This is a genomic window from Agromyces mangrovi, from assembly GCF_030296695.1.
GTDB classification, from domain to species: Bacteria; Actinomycetota; Actinomycetes; order Actinomycetales; family Microbacteriaceae; genus Agromyces; species Agromyces mangrovi.
In genome coordinates this window covers 2,377,217-2,392,383 of record NZ_AP027737.1, presented here as the reverse complement: position 1 = coordinate 2,392,383, position 15,167 = coordinate 2,377,217, and the positions used below count along the sequence as shown (strand labels likewise).

15 protein-coding genes are annotated in these 15,167 nt (G+C 73.2%); 10 read left to right on the top strand and 5 right to left on the bottom strand.

Annotation, left to right across the window (positions count from 1 at the left end):
- Positions 1–25 precede the first annotated feature (25 nt).
- The gene (locus tag QUE38_RS11320) at positions 26–1,066 is read left to right on the top strand and encodes a LacI family DNA-binding transcriptional regulator (protein WP_286308354.1); all 1,041 of its coding nucleotides are present in this window, start codon (positions 26–28) and stop codon (positions 1,064–1,066) included.
- On the opposite strand, the gene QUE38_RS11315 is transcribed toward QUE38_RS11320, so the two are convergent.
- Together QUE38_RS11315 and QUE38_RS11310 are read right to left on the bottom strand one after the other, a co-directional pair.
- On the bottom strand, positions 1,032–2,360 hold the full coding sequence (locus tag QUE38_RS11315; RefSeq protein WP_286308351.1) for an alpha-L-rhamnosidase-related protein: 1,329 nt from the start codon (positions 2,358–2,360) through the stop codon (positions 1,032–1,034). The two genes, QUE38_RS11320 and QUE38_RS11315, sit on opposite strands and share 35 nt — an antisense overlap.
- The gene (locus QUE38_RS11310) at positions 2,261–3,265 is read right to left on the bottom strand and encodes a hypothetical protein (RefSeq protein WP_286308348.1); all 1,005 of its coding nucleotides are present in this window, start codon (positions 3,263–3,265) and stop codon (positions 2,261–2,263) included. The genes QUE38_RS11315 and QUE38_RS11310 overlap by 100 nt, the downstream gene beginning before the upstream one ends.
- A 234-nt stretch (positions 3,266–3,499) precedes the next feature.
- Here QUE38_RS11310 and QUE38_RS11305 point away from each other — a divergent pair, with 234 nt between their 5' ends.
- Positions 3,500–5,707 carry a beta-glucosidase gene (locus QUE38_RS11305; protein ID WP_286308344.1) on the top strand — a complete coding sequence of 736 codons (2,208 nt, stop codon included), beginning with the start codon at positions 3,500–3,502 and terminating at the stop codon, positions 5,705–5,707.
- A 61-nt stretch (positions 5,708–5,768) separates the two neighbouring features.
- Here the strand turns inward: QUE38_RS11305 and QUE38_RS11300 are convergent, their stop codons facing one another.
- The 3 genes from QUE38_RS11300 to QUE38_RS11290 are packed head-to-tail and all read right to left on the bottom strand — an operon-like array spanning position 5,769 to position 8,307.
- Positions 5,769–6,563 carry a ferritin-like domain-containing protein gene (locus QUE38_RS11300; protein WP_286308342.1) on the bottom strand — a complete coding sequence of 265 codons (795 nt, stop codon included), beginning with the start codon at positions 6,561–6,563 and terminating at the stop codon, positions 5,769–5,771.
- Positions 6,564–6,616: 53 nt separating this feature from the next.
- The gene (locus QUE38_RS11295; protein WP_286308341.1) at positions 6,617–7,486 is read right to left on the bottom strand and encodes a hypothetical protein; all 870 of its coding nucleotides are present in this window, start codon (positions 7,484–7,486) and stop codon (positions 6,617–6,619) included.
- Between the two features lie 23 nt (positions 7,487–7,509).
- Complete coding sequence (locus QUE38_RS11290; RefSeq protein WP_286308339.1) at positions 7,510–8,307, bottom strand: alpha/beta fold hydrolase; 798 nt, start codon at positions 8,305–8,307, stop codon at positions 7,510–7,512.
- Between the two features lie 102 nt (positions 8,308–8,409).
- Between QUE38_RS11290 and QUE38_RS11285 the strand changes: the two genes are divergently transcribed.
- The 8 genes from QUE38_RS11285 to QUE38_RS11250 all read left to right on the top strand — a co-directional run bounded on the left by QUE38_RS11285 (position 8,410) and on the right by QUE38_RS11250 (position 15,123).
- Positions 8,410–8,973, top strand: a complete 564-nt coding sequence (locus QUE38_RS11285) for a hypothetical protein (RefSeq protein WP_286308337.1) — start codon at positions 8,410–8,412, stop codon at positions 8,971–8,973.
- A gap of 99 nt (positions 8,974–9,072) precedes the next feature.
- Complete coding sequence (locus QUE38_RS11280; RefSeq protein WP_286308335.1) at positions 9,073–10,440, top strand: carboxylesterase family protein; 1,368 nt, start codon at positions 9,073–9,075, stop codon at positions 10,438–10,440.
- A gap of 112 nt (positions 10,441–10,552) precedes the next feature.
- Complete coding sequence (locus QUE38_RS11275) at positions 10,553–11,014, top strand: DUF3806 domain-containing protein (protein ID WP_286308333.1); 462 nt, start codon at positions 10,553–10,555, stop codon at positions 11,012–11,014.
- Positions 11,015–11,114: 100 nt separating this feature from the next.
- The gene (locus QUE38_RS11270; RefSeq protein ID WP_286308331.1) at positions 11,115–11,651 is read left to right on the top strand and encodes a TQO small subunit DoxD; all 537 of its coding nucleotides are present in this window, start codon (positions 11,115–11,117) and stop codon (positions 11,649–11,651) included.
- Complete coding sequence (locus tag QUE38_RS11265; RefSeq protein ID WP_286308330.1) at positions 11,648–12,070, top strand: Rv1678 family membrane protein; 423 nt, start codon at positions 11,648–11,650, stop codon at positions 12,068–12,070. Before QUE38_RS11270 ends, QUE38_RS11265 begins: the two co-directional genes overlap by 4 nt.
- Positions 12,071–12,110: 40 nt before the next feature.
- Positions 12,111–13,277 (top strand): Rv1679 family acyl-CoA dehydrogenase, encoded by a 1,167-nt coding sequence (gene fadE16, locus QUE38_RS11260; protein ID WP_286308328.1) that lies wholly within the window; start codon positions 12,111–12,113, stop codon positions 13,275–13,277.
- Positions 13,274–14,110: an Rv1680 family SBP-like protein gene (locus QUE38_RS11255; RefSeq protein WP_286308326.1), complete on the top strand. Its 837-nt coding sequence runs from the start codon at positions 13,274–13,276 to the stop codon at positions 14,108–14,110. Before fadE16 ends, QUE38_RS11255 begins: the two co-directional genes overlap by 4 nt.
- Positions 14,104–15,123, top strand: a complete 1,020-nt coding sequence (locus QUE38_RS11250; protein ID WP_286308323.1) for an Rv1681 family radical SAM protein — start codon at positions 14,104–14,106, stop codon at positions 15,121–15,123. Before QUE38_RS11255 ends, QUE38_RS11250 begins: the two co-directional genes overlap by 7 nt.
- Positions 15,124–15,167 lie beyond the last annotated feature (44 nt).

Below are 15,167 nucleotides of genomic sequence, written 5' to 3'. Positions count from 1 at the left end.
CGCGGCAGCCCTCACCGGAGGCCCCGTGACCGACCAGTTGCCACGGCGACCGGCGCGCATCTCCGACGTCGCGCGCCTCGCCGGCGTGTCCCTCGGCACGGTCTCGCACGCTCTGAACCACCCCAGCCGCGTGCGCCCGGCGACGCTCGAGCGCGTGAACGACGCGATCCGCGAGCTGGGCTTCGTGCGCAACGCCAACGCCAGCACGCTCGCGACGGGACGCAGCAGCAACATCGGCATGGTCGCGATCGCCTTCGGCAACTCGATGTTCGTCGACATCGCGCGCGGCGCCCAGCGGGTCGCCCGCAGGGCCGGGTACAACCTGCTGCTCGCGGGCAGCGAGGACAGCTACGACACGCAGGGCGAGTTCGTCGGCTTCTTCGACGAGGCGCGCGTGGCCGGCATGCTGCTCGCGCCCATGGTCGACTCGTCGGAGCACGTCGAGCGCATGGCCTCGCACGGCCGCCCCGTCGTGCTCATGAACTACGACGGCCACGAGGACGCCTGCCGCGTCGTGGTCGACAACGAGCAGGTCGGCTACCTCGCCGCCCGCCACCTGCTCGAGCGCGGATGCCGCCGCATCACCGTGCTCGGCGGGGGCGACCAGTTCCAGCCGGTGCAGCTGCGGCGCCGCGGCATCCACCGCGCCATCGAGGAGGCCGGCGACGCGGTTGCGGTCGACACGGTGACGACCGACGGCCTCACGCCCGAGGCCGGCGCGGCCGCGGTGGCGCCGATCGCCGCGGCACCGGCCGGCGAGCGACCAGACGGGCTGCTCTGCCTGACCGACGCGATCGCGATCGGCGCGATCCGCGGCCTGCAGTCGGCCGGGCTCGACGTGCCGGGCGACCTCCTCGTCATGGGTTGCGACCACAACACGCAGTCGTGGGACGGCGACGTGACGCTCACCACCATCTCGATGCGCGGCCTCGAGATCGGCGAGGCCGCGATGGAACTGCTGCTCGAGGAGCTCCGCACCGCGCCGTCGGAGCACACGCACCGGCGGGTCGTGCTCGAGCCCCGCATCGAGGTCAGGTCGTCGACGACGCGGGCGTCGAGCCGGTAGCGATACCGATCGCTGCAGCATCCGAAGCCCACTCGCCGGACCCGGCGAACTCCCCGCCCGGCGTGCGCACGGTCACCCCCGCCGGGGCCTGCACCCGCACCCCTGCACGGTCGGCGTGCACGAACAGGTCGCCCGCCGGCGTCGGTACGATCGCCGACGCCCACTCCAGCGCACCGAGCTCGGGCGCGACCGACACGACCCGCCACCCGTCCTCGAGTGGGCGGATGCCGAGCACCGCCTCCGGCAGCAGTGCCGCCGGACCCGACGCCCACGCGTGCGCGAGGCTCCGCCCGAACGGCCGGCCGTACATCGCCGCATGTGCGCCGTCGTCGTCGACGCCGAACTCCTCCCAGAAGGTCATCGCCCCCGCGTCGAGCATGCCGCCCCAGAGCGACCCGATGCGCGCGACCGACGCACCGCGCTCCCCCAGCCGCGCGAGCGCGAGCAGCGCGAACGCCTGCATGAACGGAGTGCCCGTGGCCGTCGCGGCGATCGCGGCGGCGCGCCCGTCGATCCCGGCGACGGGTCGCTCCGCGGCATCCGTCTCGAGCCCTGCCAGCACCGCGAGGAAGTTCGGGTAGCCCGCGAGCGCGGCGTCGGCGGTCGTGTCGACGTGCCCGGCATCGCGCGAGCCGTCGTCGAGGTAGGTGCGCCAGGCGCCCCGGCCCGCGTCCCACGCACGATCGAACAGCACCGAGCGGATGCCACGGGCCCGCGCCGCCCACGCGCCCGCGTCGTCCGCGCCGGCCAGGTCGAGCACCTCGGCGCCATCGCGCAGCGCCCAGTACCAGAGCACCTGCAGCGCGGTCGGGTCGCGTCCGTCGTCGAACGCGACGCCCCAGTCGATGAACACCGCGCGCTCCCCCGCCGGCCCGAACGCGTCCTCGCCCGCGACCGGGCGCAGCACCCCGTCGGCGTCGGTGAACGCGTCCATCGTCTCGAGGAAGCGCCGCACGTGCGCCGCCTCTCGCCGCGCGAAGCCGTCGTCGCCGAAGTGCCGCACGTACGAGCGCACGGCGATCAGCCACCACAGCGAGTAGTCGGCGATGCCGTTGACGAACCCGTGCCGCGGGCGGCCGAGCGCGACGAGGCTGTCGCGCGCGATCCCGGCGTCGCCCGCGGCGAACGCGTTCGCGAGGATGCCGAGGGCGTGGTCGCCGATCCAGGGCATGCGGTCGCGCTTGATGCCGTCGATCATGAGCGACTGCATGCAGGTCTCCAGCGTGCGCGCGCTCGTCGCCCAGATGCGCGTGAACACGTCGTCGCTGCACGCGAAGGCGCCGGCACGGGGCATCCGTCGCCGTCTGGCCTCGACACGGATGCCCCTGAGCTCACCGGGTCCGCCCGCCGACGCTCGGCCCGGCTCGACGTGCAGGTATCGCATGGCCACCTCGTGCGAGGTGGTCCAGACGCCGGGGGCGGCCTCGACGACCTCGATGCGCGTCTCGGAGTCGGGGCTTCCTCGCTGGTGGCGAGCGCCTCGGCGGCGGTCTCGCCGACGCCGATGCGCGGGCGCACGGCGCTCTCGACGTACGGGCGTCCGAGCGCGGGCGGATCGACCTCCCAGTCGGCGGGCCCGAGCCGCTTCACGGGCACCTCGACCAGCGGTTCGCCGGCGTCGTGCGGGGCGGTAGCCGCGGTGCCCGGGCGGGGCTCGGCGGGCACGAGGCCGTCGGCGGTGCGGAGGTGCCAGGCATGGGCGCCGCCGATCTCGGCGAGCGCGGCGGGCACGCCCTCGGGCGTGCGCACGACGACCTCGATGCGCGCGGCCCCGACCGGCAGCGACACGTGGAACTCGCCGGCGCCGCCGCGGGCCTCGACGCGCACGCCGTCGACCTCGACGGTGGCCGAGCCGGATGCGGCGAGCTCGACGTCGGTCTCGTCGGCGTCGAGGTCGCGGGCGAACGTCGTCGCCGGTTCCGTCGCGCCGAAGTTCATCGCGTAGTGCACGAACCGGTTGGCCGCGAACCCCTCGCGCACGAGGCGGTGCAGCACGCCGAGCTCGTACTGGTCGGGCGCGTACCACCAGGTGGTCGTGCCGTCGGCCGCGGGCTCGCCGGAGGCATCCGTCGCCCCGCCCACGCCGTCACCGGTCGCGTCGCCGGATGCGTCGAGCGGCCGCCCGGAGGCATCCGTCGCCTGCTCCCCCGTCACCGCCGCGAGGTGGCGACGCAGGGCCTCGGGGGTGTCCGCGGGCATCTTCGCTCCGATCTTCGGAAGGGGGTTGACCGTCCGACATGACCCACCCTACGCTGTGAAGCGTTTCATTGAACCGCTTCACTTCAGACGGGCACGTCTGGGTCGGCGCGGCGAGGTGAGACGCGATCACGACCGATCGGACCCCATCCCGGGGCTCTCGACGATGAGAGGAAGAACGCAATGACGCATTCGCAGACGACGGGCCGACGGCCCGGCGCCCGACGGAGAGGGGTGGTGACGGCCGTCGCGGCATCCGCGCTCGCCGCACCCATGCTCTTCGCCGCCACGGCCGCTCCGGCGGCCGCCGAAGAGGTCGACTGTTCGACCGTGCCGTGGATGGACACCTCGCTGAGCTCCGAGGAGCGTGCGAACGCCCTGCTCGACGCCAGCGAGCAGCACCAGATCTACCGCTGGCTGGTGGAGCAGCCCGCGAACGACCCGACCCGCACGAACTGGAACCCCGGTTTCGCGGGCGAGGACCCCATCGTCTACCCCGAGCAGGTGCCCTGCACGCCGCTCGTGATCTACGCCAACGGCCCCGACGGCGTCTACCTGTCGGCCGGCACCACGGCGTGGCCCGGGCCGATCGCAGTCGCCGCGACCTGGAACCTCGAGCTGGGCGAGGAGAAGGCGATCGCCCACGGCGCCGAGTCGTTCGACAAGCGCAGCGCCGTCATCCTCGGCCCGGGCATCGCCTCGGGCCGCACCCCGCTCTCGGGCCGCGGCTCGGAGTACTTCGGCGAGGACCCGGTGCTCTCGGGCCTCATGGCGGCCGCCAACGTGCGCGGCCTCGAAGACGGCAACCCCGACAAGCCCATCGTCGCGAACCTCAAGCACTACGTCGCGAACGAGCAGGAGGAGGCCCGCCAGTCGAGCTCGTCGAACATGGACGAGCGCACGTTCAAGCAGATCTACGACCTCCCCTACGAGATCGCGGTCCGCAAGTCCGACCCGGGCAGCCTGATGTGCTCGTACAACCAGGTCAACGGCCTGTACGCGTGCGAGAACCCGATGCTGACCACGAGCCTGCGCGAGGACTATCCCTTCACGGGCTACGTCATGAGCGACTTCGGCTCGGTGCACTCGACCGCGCCGTCGCTCAACGCCGGCATGGACCAGGAGCTCAACCGGCCCCGCTGGTTCAGCCCCGAGCGCCTCGACGCCGCGCTCGCCGCGGGTGACATCACGCAGGAGCGCATCGAGGAGGCGGCCTTCCGGGTCGTGCACTCGTACATCGACGGCGGGCTGTTCGACAACCCGGTGCCGGATGTCCCGGTCGCCGACGTCTCCACGCCGGAGCACAAGGCGCTGGCCCAGGAGATCGCCGAGCAGTCGACCGTGCTGCTGAAGAACGACGGCGTGCTGCCGCTCGCCGAGGGCGACCTGACCGTCGCCGTCATCGGGCAGACCGCGTCGACCACCGCGACCGCTGGCGTGAGCGCGAAGACCGGCTGCGCCTGGGACTTCCCGTTCGGCCCAGGCGGCACGGTGCTGAACTGCGACGAGATCGTCGACCCGCTCACCTCGCTCACCGAGCGCGTGACCGATGCCGGCGGAACCGTCGTGTTCGACAACGGTGCCGACGCGGCCGCGGCCGCCGACGTGGCAGCCGCTGCCGACGTGGCCATCGTGTTCGGGCACTACACCATGGGTGAGAGCGCCGACCTGCCCGACCTGCGCCTCGACGGCAACGGCGACGAGCTGATCGCCGCGGTGGCCGCCGCAGCGCCCAGCACCGTCGCGGTGCTGAACGCGGGCTCGGCCGTGGAGATGCCGTGGATCGACGACGTCGACGCGGTGTTCCACGCCTGGCACTCGGGCGAGCGGTTCGGCCCGGCGCTGGCCGGTCTCGTCTACGGCGACGTGAACCCGTCGGGCAAGCTGCCGATGACGTTCCCGGTGTCGCTGGCCGACACGCCGACGGCGCAGTCGGAGGCCCAGTACCCGGGCATCGCCGACGCCGAGGGCACGCTGCAGGTCGACTACAGCGAGGGCCTCGAGGTGGGCTACCGCTGGTACGAGGCGCAGGGCATCGAGCCGCTGTTCGCGTTCGGACACGGCCTGAGCTACACCGAGTTCTCGTACGACAAGGTGACGGTGACCCCGAAGTCGACCACGGGCGACAAGGAGATCCGCGTGCGCTTCAAGCTCACCAACACCGGTGACGTCGCGGGCACCGAGGTGGCGCAGGTCTACCTCGAGCTGCCGGATGCCACGGGCGAGCCCTCGAAGCGCCTCGTCGGCTGGGAGCGCGTCACGCTCGAGCCGGGCCAGCACCAGAACGTGCAGGTCACGCTGACGGCGGAGGACCTCGCCGACATGCACCTGCTCGAGTACTGGGACACCGCAGCCGGTGACTGGTCGACCGCCTCGGGCGCCTACGTGGTGACCGTCGGCGGCTCGGTCGACACGTCGGCCTCGGCATCCTTCACCATCAAGTAATCCCCTGAGGCGACGGGGGCGGGGCCGCTGGGCCTCGCCCCCGTTCGTCGTCCCGGCCCGGCTACGCAGCCACGCCGAGGCGGTCGAGCGCGTCCTGCACGATCGTGAGGCCACCGAGGCCGGGCATCGCGCTGATCGAGTCGTCGACCTTGCGCGCCGCCCGCCGCCCCTCGGGCCCGGCCATGAGCTGGCCCATGACGTGCCGCACCTCGTCCTCACGCATGATGCTCGACCCGACCGGCGCCCAGAACCGTTGCAGCGCGAACCGCGTCACCTGCTGCGCGCGCCTGCTCGCGGCGAGCCGCTGCCTCGCCTGCGAGGTGTAGAACGCCACGTGCCGGGCCTCCTGCTTCGCGATGCGCCGCAGCAGCTCCGCGAGCACCGGATGCTGCTCGAGCTCCGCCATGCGCTGGTACGCCGTGATCGCCGACCACTCGTTCGCCGCGCCCCACGACATGTGCACCGCCACGAAGTCGGCGCCGACGAGCGCCCCGGCGACGGACTGCTTGATCGGGTCGATGCGGTCCTTCCAGCCGAGCTTCACGCGCTTGGCCCGCAATTCGTCGTAGTCGACCGTGACGCCGTGCCGCGCGAGCACCGCGGCGAGCGCCTCGCCGTGCCAGAACTCCTCGCGGTTCCACATGGTCATGAACGCGCTCACGTCGGCCTCTCGGTGCGACGGCGTCGTCAGCAGGTCGCGCGTGTAGCAGACCGTGTGGTACTCGACGTCGGTCATGTACCGCAGCGTGCGCAGCGACTCGGGCGGCAGCGGATCGCTCGCGAATGCGTCGAGGTCGAGGTCGTCCCACTCGACCCGCACCGACGTCGCGGTGTAGCGATCGATGTCGAAGGCCACTCGGATGCCTCCCCTCGGCGCCTTCCCCGGCGCTGCCGCGCCCTGTCCTCACCCTAGGTCGCGTGCGTCGCGTCCGCACCCGTGGTCGCCGCACCCAGCCATGTCGCACCCAGCCGTGTCGCCACGACCCGTGCCGTCGCGTCGAGCCCCGGCACCGTGCCGACCTCGGCGACCACGGCCGCCGCCGCCTCCCGGCCGCCGTCCCCGCCGAACGCGAGCGCGAGCAGCGCGTCGCGCTCGCGCGCCGTGACGGCGCCCGACCCGAGCGGCAGGGGCCACCGCCGCAGCTCGCGTGCCGCGAGCCGCCGCGCCCGCCGGTCGTCGCGCAGCCGCGCGGCGACCTCCTCGCGCAGGAACGCGTCGTGTCTCGCCGTGATGCGCCCGACGCGCTCGACCGCGGTGGCGAACGCCTCGGTCGCCGCATCCGCCCCACCCGCGCCGCCGTCGCCGTTCGCTCGGCCCACGGCGTCCTGCCCCGCACGCGCCGCCTCGACCAGCCGCGCGGCGATCGCGCCCAGCACGACGTCGTCGACGAGCAGCGCGGCGAGGTGCGCGCCCACGATCGCCCGTCCCTGCACGAACCCCGCGAACGCGCGCCGCACCGGCCCGGGCCCGCGCGACGCCGCCGCCCCATCCCCCGCCGACCGCCCGCATGCCGCCGCGATCGCCGCGTACGCGTCGGCCACCCAGAACCGCTCGTACGCCCAGGTCACGAGGAACGCGGTGACGCGCGCGTCCTTGTGCGTCGCGGTGACCAGCACGTTGCGCAGCACGTCCATGGTCGCGCCCTCGAGTCGACCGAGCACGCCGACGCCGTCGGACACCGCCGGCGGAAGCGGGTGCGCCGCGAACGCCTCGAGGTCGAGCTCCCCGCGCAGGCTCCCCTGCGCCGAGCGCGCGAACTCCCGAACGTCGAACCCCACGGCACCCTCCCCTGGCACGCGCGCTACTCCGCGGAGAGGAACTCCACGGCGGCGCGGCGGAAGTCGCGCGACCCGGGCGCGTTGAAGTGGTGGCGGCCGGCCAGCTCGACGAACGTGCCCGCGGGCGTCGCCTCGGCGAGCGCGCGCGAGCGCTCGAGGATGGCGTCCTCGCTGCCGGTCGCGAAGAGGATCGGCTGCTGCGGCGGGTCGTCGGGGTCGGGGTCGGCCTGCCCGTGCCGCATGCCCTCGGCGAGCGCGACGAGAGCGCGCAGGTCGTTGCCGGGCACCCGCTCCGCGAGGGTGACGTAGTTGTGCGTGACCTTGTCCTCCACCGGCGTGCCCGACTCGGCGTACGCCCTCGCCTGCTCGATCTGCAGCCGGGCGAGCGGCCGCCCGTCGGGGATGCCGCCGAGCACCGCGCGCTCGACCCGCTCGGGGTGCGCGACCGCGAACTGCCAGCCGACGCGGGCGCCGAGCGAGTAGCCGACGTACAGGACGGAGTCGAGGAGGTACGTGTCGAGCACGGTGTCGAGGTCCTCGACCAGTCGGTCCATGTCGTACGCCCGGTACTCGTACGGCTTGTCGCTCGCCCCGTGCCCGCGCTGGTCGACGCCGAGCACGCGGAACCCGGCGCGCGTGAGGTCGCGCACCCATCCGGTGCTCACCCAGTTGTCGCGGCAGCTCGACGCGAACCCGTGCACGCACAGCACGACCGGCCCGTCCTCGGGCCCCCACAGGTAGGTGGCGAGGCGCCGCCCGTTCACGCTCATGACGTACTGCGGTTCGGGCATCTCGGTCATGCCGGGGAACGCTGCGCTCATGCAGCCATCATGCCGCGTCGCGGCGGCGCAGTCGGTGCACGCACTGATGACGCATCCGCCACCGGCCGGGAAGGTGGGGCGCAAACAACTTGGGGGTTCCTCATGAACGGCCGTCGTTCCGCACTGCTCGCACTTCTCGCCGCCGGCGCGCTCGCGCTCTCCGCGTGCGCGTCGTCGCCATCGACCGACGGCGCCGCCGAAGACGACACGGCGAGCCAGTCGACCGAGGACACCGGCACGGACGACTCGGGCACCGAGGACGACGGCGGCGACGCCTCCGGCGGCTCGGGCTCGGGCTCGGCGACGGTCACGGTCGACGGCGAGACCTGGGAGTACCCGAGCTACCTCTGCGTCACCGGCTACGCGAACACCGGCAGCGACGTCTACTCGTTCAGCTCGACGTCGTTCACGACGGTCGACGGCCTGGGCGTGCAGCTCCTCGTCGACGTGCGCGACGACAGCGGGCAGGACCGCGTGTCGGGCGACGGCGTGGTCTACGAGATCACGGTCTTCGACACCGATGCGCCCGAGGACCCGTCGATCGACGTCAGCGCCACCGGCACCGAGGGCGTGACGATCACCGAGAGCACGGTGCAGGTCGACGGCACCTTCACGGACCTCGGCGGCGAGAGCCACAGCATCCAGGTCGACGCCACCTGCAACTGAGCACCCGCGCCTGAGCAGCACCGGGCCGACGCGGTCATCCACGGCCGTCCAGGCACGACCCGCGCGCCCGCCTAGCATGGTCGCCGTGGAGCACTCCCGATGACCGAACGCACCGACCCGACCGCGGTGCCCGGCGAGCGCGTCGACGTCGACACGCCGCTCGGCGCCTTCCCCGCGATGGCCGACGGCGACGTCGTGCGCATCCGCAACATCCGCTACGCGCGGGCCGACCGCTTCGCCCCGCCCGAGCCGGTCGCGCCCGACCCCGCCGAGAGCGCCGGCCTCCAGCAGGAGCGCATCGCCTGCCCGCAGCCTGCGAGCCCGAGCGCCGCGTTCGTCGGCGAGCCGATGCGCGGCTCCGTGCCCGACGAGGACTGCCTGCGCCTCACCATCACGAGCACGGCACAGCGAGCGGATGCCCCGGCGCCGGTGCTCGTCTGGATGCACGGCGGCTCGTACGCCTCGGGCGCCGGCGACATGGCCGGTCACGACGCCTCGGCGATGGTGCGCGAGCAGGGCGTGCTGGTCGTCACGGTCACGAGCCGGCTCGGCCTGTTCGGCTTCGTCGGCGACGACGAGGCGGGCCGCCCCGCGAACCTCGGACTCCTCGACCTCATCGAGGCGCTCCGCTGGGTGCGCGCGCACATCGCGGCGTTCGGCGGCGATCCGGAGCAGGTGACCGTCGTCGGCCAGTCGTCCGGCGCCGACGCGGTCGCGCACCTCATCGCGGCCGACGGCGCGGAGGGGCTCGTGCGGCGCGCGATCATCCAGAGCGCCCCGTTCGGCATCCTCGGCGGGCGCGGGCAGATGCACGAGCGGATGCTCCGGGCGGCCGGCCCGCTCGATGCCACCATGCCCGTCGACGACGTGCTCGCCGCCCAGGCCCGCGCGAAGGAGGCGGCCGCGGGCGACGGGCTCCGCTCGAGCATGGCGTTCGCCCCGCAGTACGGCCGCGCGCCGTTCCCCGCGGCGGGCGAGATGCACGACCGCTGGCGCGACCGCGCCGCGGGCCTCGACGTGCTCGTCACCTGGAACCGCGACGAGGCCGCGTACTTCGTCGAGGTCGACCCGCGCCTGCGGGCGCTCGCCGAGCGGCCGGTGGTCGGGCGGATGCTCCGGGCCATCCTCATCCGCATCCTCACCCGCGCCGTGTACTCGCGCGACGGCCGCCGCTTCGCGCGGACCCTCGCCCGCGGCGGCGCGCGTGTGCAGGTCGGCCAGGTGTCGCTCCGACCCGACGGCAGCCCGCTCGGCGCGGCGCACGCCATCGAGGTGCCGCTGCTCTTCCCGGCGACGGTGTGGGCGGATGCCCCGCTGCTGCGTCCCGCAGGCGGCCGCTCCACGGTCGCGGGCGGTGCGCCGCTGCGCGCGGCGTGGGCGGAGTTCGCGCGCGACGGGCGCATCGCGGCCGAGCGCGTCCCGGCCGGCGACGGCTGGTCGGGCGACGTGCGCATCGGGTCGGCGTAGTGCCCGGCGGCATCCGCTCGACGCACTCCGCGCGCAGTACGCGGCGTACCCCCTCCGGTACCCCCCGAAAAGGCGTCAGGGCCGGTTCACCGGCAACGGGCAGAATAGGCTGATGCCACTCTTCGGAAACCGCTCTCGCAGCGTGCTGCCGCCCCTGGCGGAGCTCGTGGAGCAGGAGCGGGAGTGGATCGACGCGCACCTCCAGCTCGTCGCGAGCACGGGCACCGATGTCTCGGACTCCGGCCAGGTGCGCGCCCTGTACGACCACTGGGCCGGTCGCTGGCGCCGCATCAACCCGCCCGAGCGCAGCGACCCGCGCACGCGCATCAACGCGCTGGGCGTCGCGCTGGGCGAGCACCTCGTCGGCTGCACGTCGCTCGAGTGGCGCATCACGACCGACGAGTACCGCCCCGAACTCGTCGTGATCAACGTGCGCGCGCAGACCATGCTCTCCCCCGTGCAGCTGGTCGAGCAGAACTGGCTCGCCGAGAAGCCCGGCACCTTCATGACCGAGGTGATCGAGGTCGAGCGCGCGCGCAACCCCGCGAAGGGCGCGCGGCGCAAGCGACGCTGACGCACACCCGACCCGACCCCGCCGTCAGCCGTTCGTAAGGAATCGGCATTGATCGCGTCGCTCGAGCGGAGTTGACTGGGGGCGTCGAAGGGGGTCGATGATGACCGCGGTCGGGGCCGACGTTCCGGCGAACCCGCTGGAGTCTCCGGTGTCGCGCACGCTCATCGCCGTGGTCCGCGTCGGCGTGGCCCTCATGTGGATCCAGAACGTCGCCTGGAAGCGCCCCCTCGACTTCGGTCGAGCCGCCGACAACGGGCTCTACTTCTGGGCCGGGCAGGCGGTCGAGTTCCCGGTGCTCGCACCGTACTCCTGGTTCGTCGAGACGGTCTTCCTGCCGAACATCGAGTTCGTCGGTTGGATCATCCTGCTCGTCGAGGGCGGCCTCGGCGCGTTCCTGCTCGTCGGTCTGGCGACGCGGCTCTGGGCGGTGGTCGGCATGGCGCAGACGGTCGCGATCCTTCTGTCGGTGCTGAACGCGCCACACGAGTGGCACTGGGCCTACTACCTCATGTTCCTCGCGCACCTCGCGCTGTTCGCGGTGGCCGCGGGTCGCTGCTACGGCGTCGACGGCGTCCTGCGCCCGATCTGGCTGCGCTCGGAGACCCGATTCGCCCGGACGATGCGGAGTCTGTCATGAGCGACGCCGAGTTCGCACGCGCTCAGCTGCCGCGCCTGGACCGCGCAGCCGCGGTGCTCGGCGCGGCCAGCGCGCTCGTCGCACTGTACGTGTTCGGGGCCGGCCTGCCGACCGAGGCCCAGTTCGTTCGCGTGGGCCTCTGGGGCGCCGTCGTGCTCGTCGTGTTCGGCGTGCTCGCGGTGCTCGGCGGGGAGTTCCACCGGCCCGCGCTGACCTGGATCGCCGGCGCCGGCCTCACGCTTGCCGCACTCGTGCAGCTCGCCACGCTGCACCTGGCGCCCGGACTGCTCGGCCGCGACGCCTCCGCGATGGCCGCCTTCGGCGGATTCGGCATCGGGCTGCTGGCGGTCGCGCTCGCCCGTCGCTCGCTGCGCGATCCCGAGACGCCCGACCCCGGGGCATCCGACCGCACCACCTGAACCGCGACTCCCGCAACACCGACGACCGAGAGGGATACCGATGGACCTGCACGACCGGCTCGACCCGATGCTCGCGATCGCTCGCGAGCACGCCACCGACGTCGACCAGCGCGGACGCTTCCCCGACGAGGCCGTGCAGGCGCTGCGCGACTCGGGCCTCATGGGGCTGACCCTGCCACCGGAGGTCGGCGGCCTTGGCGGAGGGCCGCAGGAGCTCGTCGACGTGCTCGGCGAGATCGCAGGCGCCTGCGGCTCGACCGCGATGATCACGCTCATGCACTTCGCCGCCGTCGCGCCGCTGTCGCAGGCCGTGCCGTCCGCCATGCCGGACCTGCTCGCAGACATGGCGTCGGGTCGTACGCTCGGCACACTCGCGTTCTCGGAGAAGGGCTCACGCTCGCACTTCTGGTCGCCGGTCTCCCAGCCGAAGGAGGTCGACGGGCGCCTGCACGTCGTCGCGCAGAAGAGCTGGGTCACCTCGGCCGGGTACGCCGACGTCTACGTGAGCTCGGCGAAGACCCCCGACGGCACGGGCGTCGACCTCTACGCGCTCGCATCGGACACCCCCGGGGTGACCATCGACCAGCCGTGGTCGGGCATGGGCTTCCGCGGCAACGCGTCGAGCCCGATGACCTACGACGTCGACCTCGACGACTCCATCCGGCTCGGCGAGGTCGGCGCGGGCACGGACCTCATGCTGGGTGTCGTGCTGCCGTGGTTCAACCTCGGCAACGCCGCCGTCTCCCTGGGGCTGAGCCGCGCATCCGTCGACGCGGCGATCCGCCACACGACCGGCGCCCGCCTGCAGCACCTCGACCAGACGCTCTCGGCGCTGCCGACGATCCGCGCGCAGCTCGCGCGCATGTCGATCGAGCTCGCCGCGGCATCCGCCTACCTCGACAGGGCCGCCGGCAAGGTCGCCTCACCCGAGGAGGACACGCCGCTGTTCGTGCTGGGCAGCAAGGCCGCGTCGAACGACGCGGCGCTGCGGATCACCGACGCGGCAATGCGGGTCTGCGGCGGGGCGGCGTTCTCACAGCACCTGTCGATCGACCGCTACTTCCGCGACGCCCGCGCCGGGCACGTCATGGCGCCGACCGCCGACGCGCTCTACGAGTTCTACGGCCGCGCCATCACGGGGCGTCCGCTCTTCGATCCGCCCGCCGACGCAGAGCCCGCGAAGGCCGGCGGCGAGGCCGCAGCATGACGAGCGAAGCGGATGCCACGACGCCGACGCCGCTCGTCATCGGCTCGGTCGCGTACACCCCCAACGTCGTCACGATCTGGGAGGGCCTGCGCGACTACTTCTCCACGACCGGCACCCCGATCGACTTCGTGCTCTACTCGAACTACGGGCGGCTCGTCGACAGCCTGGTCGCGGGCCATGTCGATATCGCGTGGAACACGAACCTTGCGTACGTGCGCACGGTCGCGCAGACCGACGGCGCGTGTCGCGCGCTCGCATCGCGCGACACCGACCTGGTGTTCCGCACCGTGTTCGTCTCGCGCGCAGGCGCGGGATACGACGGCATCGGTGCGACGCGGGGCCGCCGACTCGCGCTGGGGTCACGGGACTCCGCCCAGGCGGCGATCCTTCCCGTGCACTACCTGCGCGAGGCGGGCATCCCCGACGACGAGGTCGAGTTCCTCCGCATCGACAGCGATGTCGGCAAGCACGGCGACACCGGGCGCAGCGAACTCGACGCGATGCGGGCCGTGCTCGACGACCGGGCGGATGCGGCGGCGATCGGCATCAACACGTGGGAGTCGGTCGCGCGCGGCGACGTGATGGCCGGTGCCCTCGAGGCGTTCTGGACCTCACCCGAGTACAGCCACTGCACGTTCACGGCGATGCCCGCGCTCGCCGACGACCGCGCCGAGGCGTGGGTCGCGAACCTCATGGCCATGGAGTGGGATCGGCCGGAGCACCGCGAGATCCTCGAGCTCGAGGGCCTCCGCGCGTGGGTGCCACCGAACCTCGACGGGTACGCCGGCCTGTTCGCGGCGGTGGCGGAACAGGGGATCCCGGCTCGATGGTGAACCACTCGCTCATCCTCGACCTGGTCGAGCGGCTCGCCGGAACTCCGGCGGGCCACCCGGTCGAACTCGACGTCTCGGCGGGCGCCGCGGACGCCGCAGAGGTGGCGGCGAACACCGACCTGGTCGCGGCGTGGTGCCGCTCGAGCGGCAACGAACTCGTCGAGGTACGACCCGACGCGGTCGTGGTGCGGCACGGCCGGCGGCGCGATCCGCTCGCCTCGCTCGACCCGGAACTCCTGCCCGGCACCCGCCTCTGGATGTACACGAACTTCGACTGCAACCTGCACTGCGACTACTGCTGCGTGGCCTCGTCGCCGCAGACCGACCGGCGGGCACTGGGCGCCGACCGGGTCGACCGCCTGGCAGCCGAGGCGGTCGACGCGGGGGTGCGCGAGCTCATCCTCACCGGCGGCGAGCCGTTCCTCCTGCCCGACATCGACGATCTCGTGGCATCGTGCACCGCCCGGCTGCCGACGACGCTGCTGACCAATGGCATGCTCTTCCGCGGCGAGCGCCTCGAGCGCCTGCGACGCATGGATCGCGACCGGCTCATGCTGCAGATCAGCCTCGACTCGGCCACGCCGCACCAGCACGACGCGCACCGCGGGCCGCGCGCGTGGGAACGGGCCGTCGCCGGCATCCGCCTCGCCCTCGACGAGGGGTTCGGCGTCAAGGTGGCCGCGACGCTGCCGGCAGAGCAGGCCCACGAGGTGGCCCCGTTCGTCGACTTCCTCGGCGACCTCGGCATCCGGCCGGAGCACCGCGTGATCCGCGCCATCGCACACCAGGGGGTCGCCGAGGAGGGCATCGAGTTCACGGCCGCGTCGCTCGTGCCCGAGGTCACGATCACGGCCGACGGTGTGTGGTGGCACCCGGTCGCGGCGATCGACGACTCGCTGTTCGTTCGGCGCGAGATCTTCCCGCTCGCCGACGCGATCGCCGACGTGCGCGATCGGTTCGCGCGCTACCGCGACGCCGCCGATCGGGCGGCCGAGTGGTTCCCCTGCTCCTGACCCGACCGTTGCAGAGCCCCGCTCACCCCGCGTAGGTTGAGGAG